Origin of the sequence: Microbacterium marinum (assembly GCF_014204835.1) — a bacterium.
Taxonomy (GTDB): Bacteria; Actinomycetota; Actinomycetes; order Actinomycetales; family Microbacteriaceae; genus Microbacterium; species Microbacterium marinum.
This window is the reverse complement of sequence record NZ_JACHMD010000001.1, coordinates 415011-431880: the sequence shown is the minus strand read 5'-3', so window position 1 is coordinate 431880 and position 16870 is coordinate 415011. Positions and strand designations below refer to the sequence as shown.

The window sequence follows — 16870 nt, the reverse complement described above, 5'->3', positions numbered from 1 at the left end:
GCACAACTTGTCCGCCGAAGCGGCTCCGCCGAGTTCCCACAATCGATCCCTGACCGTACGAATCAGCGCCCATCGAGTGGTTTGCGGAAGCGGTAGATGATGATCCCGACGTGGCTGTCCATCCACGCGGCGCGTTCGGGGCTGATCTCCCGCAGCTGGCGAGTTGGCAACGGCTCATCAATCTCGTCCAGGAGGAACCCCGCATTCAACGCGGGCTGAAGAGTCTCGCGGAACGTAAACGTGCGGTGTGTGACGGTGCCGGTTCCCCACGTCGCGGGGTAGGTAAAGGGAGAAGAGGCGCGGTACGCAACGGCCAACGGGATGTGCTCCGCCTCCGACCGTTCCACAGCGAATCGGATTGGGTGGGAACGGGCGACGACGAGGTGGCCGCCGGTGCCGTCGAACACCGGGCCGGGGGCTGTGAACTCCTCGACGGAGACGGATGCCGCGTCGACGATGTCCTTGGCCGCCTGCGCCTCGGAGCTGAGCTCGGCGGCCGGTTCGGTGCCGTTGTCAGTGGGCTCCTCGCCGCTGCTGGCGCAGCCGGCGAGAATGAGCATGCTGATGGCGGCGACAGCGACGCCAGCAGTGCGTGATGACTTCATGCGGGTGACTCCCTTGCTTGTGTTCGGGTTTGCTTTGTGTTCGGGCCTTGCTCGGTGGGGGTTGTGGATCAGCTCTTGACTCGGCGCTGGAGCAGATGAGAGACGGTGACGGCGAGGATCAGCGCCGCACCGTAGAACACCTCCGTGACCCAGCCGGTGAGGCCGAGCAGCTGCAGTCCGAAGACGCCGGTGATGAGGAAGTACGCCGCGATCAGCATCCCGATCGGGTTGAACCGACCGGGCACGACCGCGACCGTTCCGAGGAAGACGGCGGCGAACGTCGGCAGCAGGTAGGCGGAGGCGGATGCCGGGTTGAATCCGCCGTTGCCGATCGAGATGACGACGCCGGCGATGCCCGCCAGCAGCGAGCTGGCCAGGTACGCGCCGATGCGGACGCGGCCGACCGCGATGCCGGCGAGGGCGGCGACCGCGCGGTTGGATCCGACGAACGTCATGTGCCGGCCGATCGGGGTCGCGCCCATGATGTAGGCGACGATGACGACGCCGTACCAGAACAGGTGCGGCAGGCCCAGGAAACGTCCGGTCGATATCGCGGCGAGCGCGGGGTCGAGGGCGCTGACCGTCGTCTCGCCGGAGAGCAGGAAGGCGAGACCGCCGGCCACGCTCCACGTACCGAGGGTGACGACGACGGAGTTGATCCCGAGGCCGACGACGAGGGCGGCGTTGATCGCCCCGAAGACGAGCGCGATCACGAGGGCGCCGATGACGGCCAGCAGCACCGGCCATCCGTGCAGCACGGCGAGGGACGGCACGGCCACGGCGGCGATGCTGAAGATGCCGGCGAACGACAGGTCGAATTCGCCGACGGACATCGTGATGACCACGCCGAGGGCGAGGAAGACCACCGGGGTGATCTGGCTGAACACGGTGCGCATCGCGTCCACGGCGCTGACGTCTCCCGGGACCAGCGCGAGCAGGACGAGCAGCATGATGATCCACAGGATGACGAGCGCGTACCGCGAGAGCAGATCCATGCTGATCCGCCGCAGCGGCGACACCGACTTCGGGATGACGACGTTGGTGGTGGTCGTCTGCGGGTGTGAGTGCGTGGTGGTCATCGGTCTGTTCCTTCGTGCTCGTGAAGATCCCCTGTGCTGTGGAAGATCGCGGAGAAGATGTCGTCGGCCGTGAACGGGCGTGTGAGCTCTGTGAGCACCTTGCCTTCTTCGAGCACGACGACGCGGTCGCACACTGCGGCGAGGTCATCGACCTCTGAGCTGCAGAGCACGACGGCCGCTCCGTCGACGGCGGCCTGCCGCGTCGCCCTCAGGACCGCGGAGCGTGCACCGACGTCGACGGCCTGAGTCGGGTCGTCGAGCACGAGTGCTGCCGGGCCGCCGAGCAGCCACTTGCCCATGAGGACCTTCTGCTGGTTGCCGCCCGAGAACGTGGCGACGGCGGCGTTGCGGTTCGGCGGTGTGACCTGGAAGTCGCGGAGCACCGCCTCGGTCTCGGCCTTCTGCCACGCCGTCCCGGTCCACCACGCGCCCCCGCGACGACGCAGGTGCGGCAGGGTCACGTTCTCCTGACGTCCAGGTCGTCGAGCGTTACGCTTCGGCCCACGCATCCGTCTTCGGCGTCGGCATCATCCAGCCAATCAATGCGCTGCGCGCTCTGGATGCGCTGGGTGCGGCCGATGCCTGCCTGGAGTCGGGCTTCGCCGCTCCGGCCTGGGGCGCGATGTACGACCACGACGGCAACTTCATCCGCGACATCCACGGAACACCGATCGAGAGCAGCACGCTGCCCCCGATGAACGGTGTCACACGGCCACGGCTGCACGAGATCCTCACCGAGCGGGCGATCGAGGTCGGAGTGAAGGTCCAATACTCCACCTCGTTCGTCTCGCTCGAGGACCGCGGCGACGACGTTCTCGTCACGCTCGAGGGCGGCGAGCAGATCGCGGCCGACATCGTCGTGGGGGCGGACGGCGTCGCCTCGAAGGTGCGCGGGTACGTTTTCGCCGCCGAGCTGCAGCCCGAGTACATCGGGCAGTCGGCGTACCGCCAGAACATGCCCCTTCTGCCCGAGATCGATCGGATCATCCTGCAGGAGGGGCCGAACGGCATGGCAGGCTTCGTCCCGATCGGCAAGGACCTCGCGTACATGTTCTTCAACAAGCCGATGGCGCGGAACGAGCGGCCGGCGACCGCCGACCTGCCGACCGCGCTGCGCACGGAACTCGAGGGCTTCGGCGGGCTGGCCGGACGCTTCCGCGACGAGTTCCTCAGCGATGATCCCGCCGACATCGTGCTGCGACCCGAGGAGGCGATGATCGCCCCCGCGCCGTGGCACAAGGGGCGGGTGGTGCTCATGGGCGACGCCGTGCACGCGATAACGCCGCACCTCGGTCACGGCGCAGCCCAGGCCATCGAGGACGGCGTCGTTCTCGGGGAGGTGCTCTCGAAGCACGCGGGCGTCGAGGAGGCGTTCGTCGAGTTCACCGAGCGCCGGTTCGAGCGCTGCAAGCTCATCGTCGAGACCTCGCGCAACATCGGCGAATGGGAGATGGGCAACCTGCCGGGCTTCGACAATGTCGCTGCGACCATGCACGTGCTGAAGGTCATGGCTCAGCCGCTCTGAGCGAGAGTCGCCGCTGCGATTCCCCTTCCCTCAGACGGGGTCTGCAGCACGAGACAGGGGCTACCAGCGCCGTCTCGTGCTGCAAACCCCGTCTCGTCCCGCACCCACCCGCGCTCCGCGCTCGCGCGAGTGCGGGGCGCTAGGCTCAGGAGACCATGGTGACCTCCGACCGCCCCGGCCTGACCGACGTCAGCATCACGCTGCGGGAGCTCGCGTGGACGATCCACCGCAAGGCACCGGAACGCGCCGGAGTAGGGCCGCTGCCGACGACCGAGATCGCGTTGCTCAAGCAGGTGATCGACTCGCCGGCATCCACCGTCGGCGAGATCGCCGACGCGCTCGGGCTGCAGCAGCCGAACGTCAGCACGTCACTGCGCACGCTCGAGCAGCGCGGCTTCGTGACGCGCGAGAAGAGCCCGCAGGATCGCCGGGTCTCACTCATCCAGCCCACCGATTCCGGTATCGCCGAGCATCGCGCGATCTCCGAGGAGGGGGCGCGCCCGGTGAACGACGCTCTCCTGGCGCTCACGACCGAGCAGCAGACGGCGCTTGAGAATGCCGTCGACGCGCTGACCGCCGCGCACCGGGTGCTGCGGCGCGAGATGGGTCGCTGACCGACCTCACACGCGAGAGGCGCTCAGCTCATCCTCGATGACGGATGCCGCTTCCTGCAGCACGGGCAGTAACTCGGCGCGCACATCCTCGGCGGCGTCGCGCGCGGTGCTTGTCGAGACGTTGAGTGCTGCGGTGACTCCGGCGCGCGTTCGCAGCGGCACGGCGATCGACCGCAGACCTGCTTCGAGCTCGCCGTCGACCATCGCCCAGCCCTGGTGGCGGACCCGGTCGATCTCGGCGACGAGTTCGGCACGATCCGCACGGGTGCGCGGCGTGTATGCGATGAGCGGCGACGCGTCCAGCAGAGTAGCGGCATCCGCCTCGGGCAGCGCCGCAAGCAGCACCCGCCCCATGCTCGTGGCAGCAGCGGGCAGCCGCGTGCCGATCGTGATCCGAACGCTCATGATGCGGCGGGCGGCCGCGCGCGCGACGTAGACGATCTCACCGCCGTCGAGCACGGCGACCGAGACGGACTCGCCGATCCGGTGCGACAGCGCGTCGAGATGCGGCTGGACGACCTCCGGCAGCGACAGGGACGAGAGGTAGCCGTAGCCGAGTTCGAGGATGCGCGGGGTCAGCAGGAATCTCGCATCCGGCGTCGCCCTGACGTACCCGAGCTGCTCGAGCGTGCGCAGGAAGCGCCGGGCGGCGGCGCGCGGGATGCCGGTGCGCCGGGCGACCTCGGCGAGCGACAACTCAGCCGGTTCACCATCGAAGGCGCGAATGACGGCGAGCCCGCGGGCCAGCGACTGGACGAAGTCCGCGCTCGTAGCGGGAGCGGCATCCGATTCGGTCACATCGAAACCCTATCGTCGACATTCGCCCGCACGATCGGGAGGAGAACTCTCGGTTGGGAGGAGCCTGGGGCTGGATTCCTCCGCCCGAGGCTGAGATCTCCTCCTGTCCGTGCGGCCCTGATCACCGCTCCAGCACGACGGCGAGGCCCTGGCCGACGCCGATGCAGATGGCGACGACCGCGACTCCCCCGCCGCGGCGCTTCAGCTCGTGCGCGGCGTGGCCGATGATGCGGCCACCGGATGCGCCGAGCGGATGCCCGATGGCGAGCGCCCCGCCGTGGATGTTGAGCTTCTCGGGGTCGAGGTCGGGCCAGCCGCGCAGGCAGGCCAGCGACTGCGACGCGAAGGCCTCGTTCAGTTCGACGAGGTCGACGTCTGCCCAGGTGCGACCAGCGCGGGCGAGCGCCTTGTTGGCGGCTTCGATCGGCGCGGTCGGGAACTCGTCCGGATCGACGCCGTGCGCGCCGCGGCCGGTGATGCGGGCCAGCGGTTCGATGTCGAGGGCGCCCTCGGCGCCGAGCAGAACGGCGGAGGCGCCGTCGTTGATCGACGAGGAGTTCCCGGCGGTGACCGTTCCGTCCTCGGCGAACAATGCCTTCAGACCGGCGAGCTTCTCGACCGTCGATCCGTCACGGATGCCCTCATCACGCGCCAGCTCCGCCCCGGGAACCTGCACGATCTCGCCGTCGTACACCCCTGCCGCCCATGCCGCAGCGGCCAGCTCGTGCGAGCGGACCGCGAACGCGTCCTGGTCCTCGCGGCTGATCCCCCACGTGGTGGCGGTCTTCTCCGCCGCCTCCCCGTTCGAGATCGTCCAGCCCGTCGGCAGCGCGCGGTTGGTCATGCGCCAGCCGATCGCGGTGTTCCACATCGTCGGGTTTCCGGTCGCGGGGTACGGCTTCGCGGGCTTCTCGACCACGAACGGCGCCCGGCTCATGGACTCCACGCCGCCTGCGAGGATCAGCGAGGCATCGCCCGATTCGATCGCCCGCGACCCCTGGACCACGGCCTCGACACTCGAAGCGCACAGCCTGTTCACCGTCACACCGGTCACCGAGGTCGGGAACCCTGCCAGCAGCGCACCCATCCGGGCGACGTTGCGGTTGTCCTCCCCCGCCTGGTTCGCGTCGCCGAAGATCACGTCGTCAATGTGCGCGGCATCCAGCCCCGTGCGCTCCACGGTCGCGCGCATGACGGTGGCGGCGAGATCATCGGGGCGGATGCCGGCGAGCGCACCGCCCGCGCGACCGAACGGTGTCCGCACGGCGTCATAGATGAAAGTGGTCATCGCAGCTCCAACCCGGTCAGCTCTGAAAGGGACTCGACGGTATTCTCGCCGAACGCTTCCCGCACGCGGAAGCCGTCGGGTGTCACGTCGAAGACGGCGTGATCGGTGTAGACGCGGCTGACGCAGCCGACGCCCGTGAGCGGGTAGGTGCACTCGGCCACGAGCTTGGACGATCCATCCTTGGCGAGCAGATCGGTCATCACGTAGACGTCCTTGGCGCCGATCGCGAGATCCATGGCTCCGCCGACAGCCGGGATCGCGCCGGGGGCGCCGGTCGACCAGTTGGCGAGGTCGCCGTTCTGCGCGACCTGGAAGGCGCCGAGCACGCACACGTCGAGGTGTCCGCCGCGCATCATCGCGAACGAGTCCGCGTGGTGGAAGTAGGCCGCTCCCGCGACGGCGGTGACAGCCTGCTTGCCGGCGTTGATGAGATCGGGGTCGACCTGTCCGTCCGCGGGAGCGCCGCCCATGCCCAGCAGTCCGTTCTCGGTGTGCAGGATGATCTCGAGGTCGTCGGGCAGGTAGTTCGCGACCAGGGTCGGTGCGCCGATGCCGAGGTTCACGAATGCACCCTCGGGGATGTCGGCCGCGATGCGCGCGGCCAGTTCGTCGCGGCTGATGCGGGTGCTCATCGCGCTGCCTCCTCTGTCGCGGCATCCACAGGTCTGCCCTCAAGGTCGACGCCGCCGACGAATGCGCCGTCCTGCAGCCAGCGCCGCTCGCCGACCGCGACGACGCGGTTCACGAAGATGCCTGGCGTGACGACGGCCTCGGGGTCGATCGCACCGAGCGGCACGATCTCGTCGACCTGCACGATGGTCGTGGATGCTGCGGTCGCCATGATCGGCCCGAAATTGCGGGCCGTCTCGCGGTAGACGAGGTTGCCCCAGCGGTCGGCCCGCAGGGCGCTGATGAGCGCGAAGTCGGCCGTGATCGGATGCTCCAGCACGTAGCGGCGTCCGTCGATAGTGCGCTCCTCCTTGCCGGCGGCGAGCTCGGTGCCGACGCCGGTGGGCGAGAAGAACGCCCCGATGCCGGCACCGGCGGCGCGGATGCGTTCGGCGAGGTTGCCCTGCGGGACGAGCTCGAGCTCGATGCGCCCGGAGCGGTAGAGCTCGTCGAACACCCACGAGTCGCTCTGCCGCGGGAACGAGCAGACGATCTTGCGAACGAGTCCCTTGGCGAGCAGTGCGGCGAGGCCCGTGTCGCCGTTGCCGGCGTTGTTGTTGACGACGGTGAGGTCGCCGGCGCCGTGGGCGATGAGCGCGTCGATGAGTTCGACGGGCTGCCCCGCTCGCCCGAATCCGCCGATCATGACGGTCGCGCCGTCGGGGATGTCGGCGACGGCGGATGCCGCATCCGCCACGGTCTTGTCGATCACTGCGCCTCCTCGCGATGTTCGCTGTGCGAACGACTGTTCGCTATGCGCTCATTGTATCGCAGTGCAGGGGGTGTGGTGTCCGGCTTCGACGCGCTTCGCTTGCTCAGCCCGTTTCGACTTCGGGCTTCGCCCTTCGCTCAACGACCCGCATTTCCATACCCGCGGGGCGTTGAGCGGACGCCGCCCCACGGGTCGTTGAGCGAGCGGAGCCAGACGAAACGGGCTGAGCGACCGTAGGGAGTCGAAGCCGAGCTCCCCCCTACGGCGCGAACGCGGCGCTCGGGTCGGCGCCGTTCAGGTGCCAGTCGCCGATCACGCGCGCCCGGTAGACGCGCGGGTTGTGGGATGCGACGGTCCTGGCGTTGCGCCAGTGCCGGTCCAGCGCCCTGCTCTCCGCGAGCGCTGAGGAGCTCAGTGCGTCGAAGAGCAGGGTGGATGCCGCGAGCGCGGCTTCCGTCACCGTCAGCTGCGCCTCGTACACGGCGATCGTCGCCGCACGGAGTCCCTCGACGACCGCGGGCTCCTGCGATGCGAGGTCTTCGGCGAGCGTCACGACCGCGTCGTCGAGCACGCGGGCCGCCCACAGGACGGATGCCTCGGCCGACGACGCGAGCGCCGAGACGCGACCGACGACCTCCTGGATCTGGGCGTCCTCACGCGGTGCGTCCGCGAGACCCTGCGGGTAGTTGCGCAGACGCGAACGGACCGCGTCGGTCAGGTCGCGCTGCGCGGCACGGCTGATCCCGGCCAGAGTCGCCAGGTGGTTGAGCTGATACACGGCCTCCTGGTAGCGGGCGCGCTGCGCGAACGGATACCAGCGGCCGACGGGCACCGCGACCTCATCGAACGTCGTCGTCCCGCTGCCGGTGAGACGCTGGCCGATGCCGTCCCAGTCGTCGACGAGTGTCACCCCTGCGGCATCCGCCTCGACCAGCACGAGGCTCACCTGGTCGGCATCCGGCCCCGCAGCCAGCACGCTGATCCAGTCGGCGAACAGGCTGCCGGTGCTGTAGAACTTCTGCCTGTTCAGCACGGGGCCGTCGACCGTGCGCGTGAGCGCGGTGCGCATGTCGAAGAACGACCTGCTGCCGGCCTCCGACCAGGCTCCGCCGAACAGCGCACCCGTCGCGATCTCGTCCCGCCACTGCTCGTTGCGTCCGTCTTCGTCGTCGAACAGCACGTCCTCGACGAAAGCGAAGTGGTTGCGCCAGATCTGCGGCAGGTTCGAATCCGCAGCACCCAGTTCGATCAGCAGCGTATGCTCCTGCTCGATCGTCGCGCCGAACCCGCCCTCCTCGTGCGGCAGCCGCACGGCGCCGAACCGTGCCTTTTTCAGCCAGCCGACGGCATCGTGCGGCCTGCGGCGGTCCGATTCCCGCTCCAGGGCGCCCGCGGCGATCCGGTCGAGCACGGGTCGGAAATGCGCGAGCAGCTCGGCGGTCGTCGCGCCGGCGCGTGTCGCCGTTGTCGTCGGCATGCTCACCTCACACTCGCACGGCGGTATCGGAGATCGACTGCGGTCCTGTGGTGCCGCTGCCGTCCGTGCGGTCGGCGGCGAACGCCCCGCGATAGCGCGCAGCCGGATGCCGGTCGTTGAGCCTCGCGGTGCCGAACAGCTTCTCGCGCAGTGTCCCCGGTGCGTACTCGGTCTGCGCCAGCCCGCGATCGCGGAGCACGGGCAGCACCTTGTCGGCGAACTCCTCGAACGAACCGGGAAGCACCGCGTTGACGACGTTGATGCCGTCGACGCCGGCCGCCTGCCACTTCTCGATCTCGTCGGCGATCTGCTCCGGCGTGCCGACGACGAGGTTGTTGCGCGTCATCCGGCCTGCGACGTCGGCCACGGTCGGTTCGCGATCGGTGATCGATCGACGCAGCAGCTCGCTGAATCCCTTCATGGTGTTCGTGTCGACGTCGCGCAGCTCGGTCTCGGGCGGGTACGTGCGGCCCGTCTTGTCGACGATCGCCGCGTGAGCGAGGAAGCCCTCGTCGCTCGACCAGCGGCTGTACTCCTCGGCCTTCTCCTTCGCCTCGAGCTCGGTGTCGCCGATCACGAACGTCAGCCCTTGGAAGAATTTGATGTCGTCCGACTCGCGCCCGTTCTCGACGGCGAGCGCGCGTGTCTCCTCGATCTGCCACTTCGCGACCTCGGGGTTCGGGGCGATGATGAAGACCGCCTCGGCGTTCCGCGCGGCGAACCGGCGCCCGGACTCGGATGATCCTGCTTGGAACAGCAACGGAGTGCGCTGCGGGGACGGCGACGGCAGATGCGGACCCTCGACGCTGTAGCGCTCGCCCTGGTGGTGGATCTTGTGCACCTTCGTGACGTCGGCGTAGACGCCGCTCGCCTTGTCTTTCAGGACGGCATCTTCGTCCCACGATCCCTCCCACAGCTTGTAGACGACGTCGACGTACTCCTCGGCCCAGCGATAGCGCTCGGCGTGATCGGTCAGTTGCGGGAGCCCGAAGTTGCGCGCCCCGTTGTCCTGCGTGCCGGTGACGATGTTCCAGGCGATCCGGCCCTTCGAGATGTGATCGAGCGTGGAGACCTGGCGGGCGAAGTTGAACGGGTGGTTCTGCGCGACGTTCGAGGTCAGCGCGAGACCCAGGTGCTCGGTGACAACTGCGAGGGCGCCGAGGAGGACGGTCGGGTCGTTGCTGGGAACCTGCAGACCGTGGCGGACGTAGACCTCGTAGCCGCCTCGAGGGTCTTCGCCAGATCGATCCAGAGGTTCACGTCCTCGAAGTCGACCTGCCCGGCATCGGGCCTGCGCCAGTGCCCGTGCTGGATGTGCGAGTTCGTGTTCATCACGAAGGCATTGAATCGGAGGGGTCGGTCATGGCTCATGACACGAGGATGCAGTCGCTTCGACGCATGCGCGAGGAGTGTGTCGAAGGATCACGCCGCGTTACGCCGTGCGTCGCGATGAGTCTCGGTTTCGACTCCTCGCTCCGCTCGTCGCTCAACCCGTTTCGTCTCGCTTCGCTCGCTCAACGCCCCGCAGTGCGTCCCTCAACTCCCCGCATACCGCCCCACAACCCGTCGCCCCGTATCCCGCCCCGCGGGTCGTTGAGCGGAGCGCGAAGCGCGCAGACGAAACGGGCTGAGCGAGCGCAGCGAGCCGAAGCCGAACCCTCAGCGCACGCGACGATGCACCGACTGCGGCGTGAGGTACGCCGAGAGGCCCTCCAGCCCGTACTCGACGCCCAGCCCCGAGTCGTGTCGGCCGCCGAACGGCGCGTAGTGGTTAGAGGCGAACATGTTGATGCCCGCCGACCCGGTATCCATCCGCCGCGCGATGCGGAAGGCCGCATCCTCGTCGCCGCCGAAGACGATGCCGCCCAGGCCGAACGCCGTGTCGTTGGCGATGTCGACCGCGGCGTCGACGTCGGCTGCGCGCAGCAGGGTGATGACGGGCCCGAAGATCTCGTCGCGGGCGATCGTCATGTCGGGGGTGACATCGGCGAAGACCGTCGGGGCGACGAACGCTCCGCCGGGGATGGGCGCCGGCACATCGCCGCCGACCGTGGCGCGCGCGCCCTCGGCGATCCCGGAGCGGATGTAGCCGAGCACCCGGTCGCGCTGCGCGAACGTCGCCACCGGCCCGAACACGGTCTCCGGGTCGAGCGGATCGCCGACGGGGGCGGCACCCACGGTCGCGGTGACCATGTCGACCAGCTCGTCGTAGCGGTCGGGCGTGGTCACGAGGCGGGTGGAGATGTAGCAGGTCTGACCGGTGTTGCGCATGCTGCTGCGGATCAGCGTCCGCGACATGGCGTCGAGGTCGGCGTCCGGCAGCACGATCGCCGTCGACTTTCCGCCGAGTTCGAGCGTCACCGGACGCAGCAGCTCGCCGCACGCGGCGGCGATGCGGCGCCCGACCGGCGTCGAGCCGGTGAAGGCGACCTTGTCGACGCCCGGATGCCGTACGAGCAGGTCTCCGGTGGGGCCATCGCCGGTGATAATGTTGATGACGCCTGCGGGGATACCCGCGTCGGCGGCCGCGTCGAGCAGGAACCGCACCGACAGCGGCGTGGGGCCGGCGGGTTTGATGACGACGGTGCACCCGGCGATCAGCGCCGGAGCGAGCTTGATCACGACCAGGTTGATCGGGAAGTTCCACGGCGCGATCAGGGCACACACCCCGATCGGATCCTGCGCGACGACGGTCTCATGGCGGCCGTCGGGGAATGCGCGCACGTCGCCCTGCTCGAGGTGCCCGGCAAGGCTCGCGAACACGCGCAGGATGGCGGCGGCGTTCGCCGCCGCGCCCGCAGTCTCGGCGACCGGCGATCCGTTCTCGAGCGTGTTGGTCAGGCTCAGCACATCAGCGCGGGTCTCGAGGGCATCCGCCATCGTGCGCAGCAGCTCACCGCGCTCGGTGGGACGGCGCGCCGCCCACTCGCCGAAGGCGGACCGCGCCGCCTCGACGGCGCGGTCGACATCGGCCGCGTCGGCGACGGGGACGGACCCCCAGGTCTCACCGGTCGCCGGGTCGATGACGGGGGTCCGCCCGCCGTCGGATGCCGTCTCCTCGCCGCCGATCAGGTGACCGGCGACGTGCGTGTACGGCAGCGCGGCCGCGACCCGCTGGTGGCCGTCGCGCATCGTCGTGACCGTCTCGGCGCCGGCCGTGCTCATGAGAGCTGTTCGACCTTCAACAGCGCCTCGGCACGATCGAGCTCGGCCTCGGCCATCCGCACTGCCGCTTCTGTGAGCAGCTCCGGCATGATCTCGATGCGCAGCCGGGCGCAGTATGCGGCCGGAGTGCTGCCGAACCACGATGAGGCGAGGGCCACCCCGGTGGGCGTGAAGCGCCACAGTCGGTCGGCGTCGCGCACCAGGGTGTCCTCGAGCGAGTACGACACCTGACGCGTGTCGTGCCCGTCGATGATCGCCGTGACCCTGCCGATGAGGTCGTCGTCGTAGCCGAGCGGCGGCAGCACTTCACGGGCGATGTCGCAGCCGTGCCGCTCGTGCTCGAAGCGCACGTCGGCGCGGCGCCAGTCGCCGGCGAAGCCCTCCGAGATGATGCGGTCCTGGTCGACGCGGGCCCAGCCGGTGTCGTGCAGCAGGATCGCGATCCGCACGACCAGAGCGTCAGCATCGGGGTAGGCCTGGCACAGCCGCTCGGCGAACGCGTACGAGATGGGCAGGTGGATGTCGTTCTGCCGCGAGCGCGACTCGGTGACGATCGCGCGCCACAGCGGATCGAGGTCGTCGCTGGCGGCAGCAGCCGAGATGGGGCTCGTGTCGACGGGAATTGCGGTGGGAACAGTCATGATGTGCTCTCAGACGGTCGCTGCCTCTGGCAGCACGACGGCGGATTTCAACGGGACGGAGGTGTCGGCGGCGACATCTGGTGGGATGGTGCCGCCCTTGGCGAGCGCCGACTTCACGGCGAGGAACTCGACCGGATGGCCCACCACATCGGCGGCGATCAGCCGCCCCTCGCGGTAGTAGAGCACGGCGAACTTCTCGGTGTCGGGCTCGCCGCGCACGACCACCTGGTCGTACCCGGTCGACAGGCCCGCGATCTGCAGCTTGAGGTCGCCCTGATCCGACCAGAACCACGGCACGGAGCGGTACTCCGCCTCCTCACCCAGCAGCGAGGCGGCAGCGACCTTGGCCTGCTCGAGCGCATTGTTCACGCTCTCGAGGCGGATGCGGCCGCCGACGCCCAGCGGGTAGGGGTTGGGCATCACGGTGCAGTCGCCGGCGGCGACGGTGCGTCCGTCGGATGCCCGTGCCGCGGCGTCGACGACGATGCCGCCGTCGACCTCCAGACCGAGCTGGGCGGCGAGCTCGGTGCGCGGGACGACGCCGATGCCGATGAGCACGAGGTCGGCGGGGATGACGGTGCCGTCCGCCAGCTCGACGCCGGTGACCGACCCCAGCGCGCCGGCGACGACGGCGTCCCCGCCGATGATGCGGGAGATGCGCGCGTCGAGCACGACCTCGATGCCGCGTCGGCGGTGGGCGGCCAGGTAGAAGGCGCTGGTCTCTTCGGCGACGACGCGTCCGACCAGGCGGGGAGCGGCCTCCAGCACGGTGACGTTCTTGCCGAGCCCGCGGGCGACCGCTGCGGTCTCGAGGCCGATGAATCCGCCTCCGATGACGACGACGTTCCGCACCCGCTCGTCGGCGAGCGCGGGCTGCAGGGTGATCGCCTGATCGGCGTCGCGCAGGTAGTGCACGCCGTGGTAGTCGGTGCCCAGCAGCGGAAGACGCCGGGCGGAAGCCCCGGTGGTCAGCGCGAGACGGCTGAACGCGATCTCGCGGCCGCCTTCTGTCATGGCGGTGCCGGTGCCGTCCTCGGCACGGCGCACCGTGACGACCCGGTCGCCGGTGATCAGTTCGATGTCGCGCTCGGCGAACCACTCCCGGGTGCGCAGGATCACGTCGTCGGGCTGCAGCTCACCCTTGATCCACCCCTTCGACAGCGGCGGGCGCTGGTAGGGACGGTGCGCCTCCTCGCCGACGAGGTAGATGGGGTCGGTGTCGCCGCGGTCGCGCAGGATCGAGGCGATCTGCACGCCGGCCTGGCAAGCGCCGACGATGAGTGTCGCATTCATGATGGCCTCCGTCAGAGCTGGTCGCTCGGGGTGGTGACGTGGTACTCGCAGCCGTCCTGCAGCTTGATCTGGCAGGACAGGCGCGACTCGTCGCGGCGATCGACGGCGGTGCCGTCGAGCATCTCGTCCTCGAGGTCGCCCGGTCCGCCCACGAGCTCTCGGGTCTCCGGCGACACGAAGACGTGGCAGGTGGCGCACGAGAGGCTGCCGCCGCACTCGCCCACGATTCCGGGTACGCCGTTGCGGACGGCGGTCTCCATGACCGAATCGCCGGGGCGCCCGTCGATGGTGGTGACGGTGCCGTCGTCGGCGGTGTAGACAACGGTGCTCATGAGGTCTCCTTCGATCCGATGGACTTCGGTCAGATGAACTGTCGGCCGCCGTCGACGACGACGGTCTGGCCGGTGACGAACGCGCTTGCGGGTGAGGCGAGGTACTGCACGGTGCCGACGATGTCCTCCGGCTCGATGGCCCGACGGATCGCGCCGCGGTCGACGCCGTACTGCTCGGCGTTCTCGATCAGCCCGTGGCTGGCCTCGGTGAGGGTGAATCCGGGGGCGACGGCGTTGACCGTGATGCCCCTGGCTCCCAGTTCCTTCGCCAACACGCGGCTGAGTCCGATGACGCCCGACTTGGACGCGACGTAGTGCGCCCACTGCGCCGAGCCGCTGAACACCGTGGCGGAGGAGATGTTGATCACCCGGCCGCCGTCTGCGAGGTGCGGCGACAGCGCGCGGGTGACCTGCCACGGGCCCTTCAGGTTCACAGCCATCACGCGGTCCCACTCGCCCTCGTCGATGTCCTCGAACGAGGAGCGGGTGACGGCCGCGTAGACGGCGGCGTTGTTGACGAGCACGTCGACCGATCCGCCGGCCTCGACGGCTGCCCGGGCGAGGGCATCCGTCGAGGCGCGATCGGTGACGTCGACCCGCACGGCGAGCGCGGGGACAGGCGCGCTCGCGGTGATCTCCGCAGCGACGCGCGCAGCGGCGTCGCCGTCGATGTCGGCGACGATCACCCGGTCGCCGGCGGCCGCGAAGGCCCGGGCGAATGCGGCGCCCAGTCCCCCGCCGGCGCCGGTGATGACCACCGTGCGGATCGATGTGCTCATGTCGTGCGTCCTTCTGGTGCGGTCGGCGGGTCAGTCGAGGATGGTGACGGTGCCGGTGTTGCCGTTCACGCGCAGCATCTGCCCGGTGGTGATCTCCACCGAGGCGGTGCCCGTGCCCGTGACCGCCGGCATGCCGTACTCGCGGCAGACGATGGCGGCGTGGCTCATCATTCCGCCGATGTCGGTGACGGTGGCACGGATCCGTCCGAAGATCGGGCCCCAGCTGGGCGCGGTGACCGGTGCGACCAGGATCTCGCCGTCCTGCACCTCGCTGAGCTGGTCGGCGGTCGAGATGACCCGCGCCGGTCCTTCGGCGGTGCCCGGTGAGGCGGCCATGCCCTTGAGAGTGCCCTCGGGCACGTCGCTCTTGCCGAGCCAGTTCTGGATCTGGTCGTCGGTGATGCCCCACAGCATGAGGGTGAAGGGCTCGGTGATCACCTCCGGAGGCGTGTTCAGCGCCGGCTGCGGGCGCGCGGTCGACAGCGCGTCGACGATGGCGCGACGGCGCTCGACCTCGGCCGGCCAGCGCGAGGGTCCGATCGCGGGTGCGCCGACCATCCAGCTGTTGACGTAGTCGAACAGCACCTCGCGCACCTCGTCGCGACGCAGGTAGAACATGTCGTTCGGCTCAGCCCAGAAGCCCTCGCGGTGCAGCACGGCCGAGAGCTGTCGGGCCTTGCGCCAGAACACCCCCATGGTCCAGTGCTCGATGTAGAAGTTGTGGTTCTCGACGTACGGGTAGACGACCCGCGCCAGCCCCAGCTTGCCCTGGAACGTCGCGAGAGCATCCCCGTCCAGCAGCTCGGAGTACTCGCCGGTGATGCGGTCGCGCTCGGCGACGAGCGCATCGACGTGCCGGTCGATGTCGGCGCCCTGCTGCAGCTTGGCGATGTAGTCCTTGATGAAGCCGAGCGGGATGGCCGGCACGTCACGCCAGTACTGGTCGTGTGCGTAGAAGCCGTTGCCGGTGGTGAAGTTGAACCACGGGTCCTGTGCGTCGTTCCACGCCTGGGTCCAGTCGGCGCCCGACTGGTGGGCCGCGATCGCCGCGAGGGTTCCGTCAGCATCCGACGTGTCTGCGAACAGGTCGGCCAGACCGTCGCGCACGGCGATCCTGGCCAGCTTCTTCAGCTCGTCGTCGGGGCGGAACAGCTCCATGTCGACGCCCTGCACCATGGTGGCGATGGCCTGGTCCGAGATGCGCGGGAAGACCTCCTTGCAGAACATGAACAGGTCGAGGTAGGCGACATAACCGAGGTTGAGGAACTCGAAGTGGTACTGCCACGCGCGATAGGCGAGCGAGATGAGCCGGTCGTAGTTCTCGAGCAGCTCGGTGCCGGCTCCGGTGCCCTTGCCCGAGAGCACGTCGTCGATGGGGATCATGTCGGGCAGTGCGCTGAAGTCGAGCGACTCGATCTCGTCGATGGTGGCGCGCAGCTTGACGTGCCAGTTCTGCAGCAGGCTGTCCCAGTTCTCGAAGTAGTGACCGGCGCGTCGCATGAACTCCGGCACGCGGGCCTCGATGTGCTCGGGGTTCACGGCGACCGGCGACATGAACACGTAGCCGTTGTGAATGCGGTATTCGATGCCGTTCGCGGTGGGGATCAGCAGCTGGCGGGCGTTGTACTGACCCAGGCACCCGACGGCGAACTCGAACCCGATCGTCTCGAACGGCTTGGTGACGGTGGGCCAGTGCTGGCTGTCGCAGAACCAGAACTTGGCTTCTTCGACGTCGCGCAGATTGTCCTGGAAGACGAGGTTGTAGGCGTAGAGGTCCTTCCAGCCCTCGGCACCGGCGGGCGGTGCCTGGTCGTACGGGCTGGGGAAGGCGTTGCGGACAGGTGCGGCGACAGCGGTCGACTCTGACATGACGGTGGTCCTTCTCGGGTAGTC

The 16870-nt window shown here is 69.2% G+C and carries 15 protein-coding genes and 2 pseudogenes; 2 read left to right on the top strand and 15 right to left on the bottom strand.

Going from position 1 to position 16870, the window contains the following annotated elements; genetic code table 11:
- Nucleotides 1–62: 62 nt before the first annotated feature.
- The 3 genes from BKA24_RS02130 to BKA24_RS02120 form a co-directional block, all read right to left on the bottom strand.
- Nucleotides 63–605, bottom strand: coding sequence for a hypothetical protein (locus BKA24_RS02130; protein WP_184214645.1), 543 nt, complete (start codon nucleotides 603–605; stop codon nucleotides 63–65).
- 68 nt (nucleotides 606–673) lie between these two features.
- Nucleotides 674–1684, bottom strand: a complete 1011-nt coding sequence (locus tag BKA24_RS02125; RefSeq protein WP_221417262.1) for an ABC transporter permease — start codon at nucleotides 1682–1684, stop codon at nucleotides 674–676.
- The gene (locus BKA24_RS02120) at nucleotides 1681–2145 is read right to left on the bottom strand and encodes a sugar ABC transporter ATP-binding protein (protein ID WP_184214644.1); all 465 of its coding nucleotides are present in this window, start codon (nucleotides 2143–2145) and stop codon (nucleotides 1681–1683) included. Before BKA24_RS02120 ends, BKA24_RS02125 begins: the two co-directional genes overlap by 4 nt.
- Nucleotides 2146–2165: 20 nt before the next feature.
- Here BKA24_RS02120 and BKA24_RS02115 point away from each other — a divergent pair.
- Both BKA24_RS02115 and BKA24_RS02110 read left to right on the top strand, forming a co-directional pair.
- Nucleotides 2166–3209, top strand: a pseudogene (locus BKA24_RS02115) (FAD-dependent monooxygenase); the annotation flags it as partial.
- A gap of 158 nt (nucleotides 3210–3367) precedes the next feature.
- Nucleotides 3368–3823, top strand: coding sequence for a MarR family winged helix-turn-helix transcriptional regulator (locus tag BKA24_RS02110; protein WP_221417261.1), 456 nt, complete (start codon nucleotides 3368–3370; stop codon nucleotides 3821–3823).
- 6 nt (nucleotides 3824–3829) lie between these two features.
- Here the strand turns inward: BKA24_RS02110 and BKA24_RS02105 are convergent, their stop codons facing one another.
- From BKA24_RS02105 to BKA24_RS02050, 12 genes and pseudogenes are all read right to left on the bottom strand, one after another.
- On the bottom strand, nucleotides 3830–4621 hold the full coding sequence (locus BKA24_RS02105; protein WP_184214642.1) for an IclR family transcriptional regulator domain-containing protein: 792 nt from the start codon (nucleotides 4619–4621) through the stop codon (nucleotides 3830–3832).
- Between the two features lie 121 nt (nucleotides 4622–4742).
- The gene (locus tag BKA24_RS02100) at nucleotides 4743–5909 is read right to left on the bottom strand and encodes a thiolase family protein (protein ID WP_184214641.1); all 1167 of its coding nucleotides are present in this window, start codon (nucleotides 5907–5909) and stop codon (nucleotides 4743–4745) included.
- Nucleotides 5906–6541: a 3-oxoacid CoA-transferase subunit B gene (locus BKA24_RS02095; protein ID WP_184214640.1), complete on the bottom strand. Its 636-nt coding sequence runs from the start codon at nucleotides 6539–6541 to the stop codon at nucleotides 5906–5908. The genes BKA24_RS02100 and BKA24_RS02095 overlap by 4 nt, the downstream gene beginning before the upstream one ends.
- Entirely contained in the window at nucleotides 6538–7290 is a 753-nt protein-coding gene (locus BKA24_RS02090; RefSeq protein ID WP_184214638.1) for a 3-oxoacid CoA-transferase subunit A, read from the bottom strand. Before BKA24_RS02090 ends, BKA24_RS02095 begins: the two co-directional genes overlap by 4 nt.
- Before the next feature lie 259 nt (nucleotides 7291–7549).
- On the bottom strand, nucleotides 7550–8767 hold the full coding sequence (locus BKA24_RS02085; RefSeq protein ID WP_184214636.1) for an acyl-CoA dehydrogenase family protein: 1218 nt from the start codon (nucleotides 8765–8767) through the stop codon (nucleotides 7550–7552).
- A gap of 7 nt (nucleotides 8768–8774) precedes the next feature.
- Nucleotides 8775–10138, bottom strand: a pseudogene (locus BKA24_RS02080) (NtaA/DmoA family FMN-dependent monooxygenase).
- A gap of 288 nt (nucleotides 10139–10426) precedes the next feature.
- Complete coding sequence (locus BKA24_RS02075; protein WP_246366981.1) at nucleotides 10427–11932, bottom strand: aldehyde dehydrogenase family protein; 1506 nt, start codon at nucleotides 11930–11932, stop codon at nucleotides 10427–10429.
- Nucleotides 11929–12573, bottom strand: a complete 645-nt coding sequence (locus BKA24_RS02070) for an HD domain-containing protein (RefSeq protein WP_184214634.1) — start codon at nucleotides 12571–12573, stop codon at nucleotides 11929–11931. Before BKA24_RS02070 ends, BKA24_RS02075 begins: the two co-directional genes overlap by 4 nt.
- Nucleotides 12574–12582: 9 nt before the next feature.
- Nucleotides 12583–13866 (bottom strand): NAD(P)/FAD-dependent oxidoreductase, encoded by a 1284-nt coding sequence (locus BKA24_RS02065; RefSeq protein WP_184214632.1) that lies wholly within the window; start codon nucleotides 13864–13866, stop codon nucleotides 12583–12585.
- Nucleotides 13867–13877: 11 nt separating this feature from the next.
- The gene (locus BKA24_RS02060) at nucleotides 13878–14198 is read right to left on the bottom strand and encodes a 2Fe-2S iron-sulfur cluster-binding protein (protein ID WP_184214630.1); all 321 of its coding nucleotides are present in this window, start codon (nucleotides 14196–14198) and stop codon (nucleotides 13878–13880) included.
- Between the two features lie 29 nt (nucleotides 14199–14227).
- The gene (locus tag BKA24_RS02055; protein WP_184214628.1) at nucleotides 14228–14977 is read right to left on the bottom strand and encodes an SDR family NAD(P)-dependent oxidoreductase; all 750 of its coding nucleotides are present in this window, start codon (nucleotides 14975–14977) and stop codon (nucleotides 14228–14230) included.
- 30 nt (nucleotides 14978–15007) lie between these two features.
- Nucleotides 15008–16846 (bottom strand): PEP-utilizing enzyme, encoded by a 1839-nt coding sequence (locus tag BKA24_RS02050; protein ID WP_184214626.1) that lies wholly within the window; start codon nucleotides 16844–16846, stop codon nucleotides 15008–15010.
- Nucleotides 16847–16870 lie beyond the last annotated feature (24 nt).

What these genes read in the sequence shown, in the direction of transcription:
- BKA24_RS02065 (WP_184214632.1), bottom strand. Translation starts at nt 13,866, where the DNA reads ATGAATGCGACACTCATCGTCGGCGCTTGCCAGGCCGGCGTGCAGATC.
- BKA24_RS02125 (WP_221417262.1), bottom strand. Translation starts at nt 1,684, where the DNA reads ATGACCACCACGCACTCACACCCGCAGACGACCACCACCAACGTCGTC.
- BKA24_RS02060 (WP_184214630.1), bottom strand. Translation starts at nt 14,198, where the DNA reads ATGAGCACCGTTGTCTACACCGCCGACGACGGCACCGTCACCACCATC.
- BKA24_RS02075 (WP_246366981.1), bottom strand. Translation starts at nt 11,932, where the DNA reads ATGAGCACGGCCGGCGCCGAGACGGTCACGACGATGCGCGACGGCCAC.
- BKA24_RS02100 (WP_184214641.1), bottom strand. Translation starts at nt 5,909, where the DNA reads ATGACCACTTTCATCTATGACGCCGTGCGGACACCGTTCGGTCGCGCG.
- BKA24_RS02050 (WP_184214626.1), bottom strand. Translation starts at nt 16,846, where the DNA reads ATGTCAGAGTCGACCGCTGTCGCCGCACCTGTCCGCAACGCCTTCCCC.
- BKA24_RS02055 (WP_184214628.1), bottom strand. Translation starts at nt 14,977, where the DNA reads ATGAGCACATCGATCCGCACGGTGGTCATCACCGGCGCCGGCGGGGGA.
- BKA24_RS02085 (WP_184214636.1), bottom strand. Translation starts at nt 8,767, where the DNA reads ATGCCGACGACAACGGCGACACGCGCCGGCGCGACGACCGCCGAGCTG.
- BKA24_RS02095 (WP_184214640.1), bottom strand. Translation starts at nt 6,541, where the DNA reads ATGAGCACCCGCATCAGCCGCGACGAACTGGCCGCGCGCATCGCGGCC.
- BKA24_RS02070 (WP_184214634.1), bottom strand. Translation starts at nt 12,573, where the DNA reads ATGACTGTTCCCACCGCAATTCCCGTCGACACGAGCCCCATCTCGGCT.
- BKA24_RS02130 (WP_184214645.1), bottom strand. Translation starts at nt 605, where the DNA reads ATGAAGTCATCACGCACTGCTGGCGTCGCTGTCGCCGCCATCAGCATG.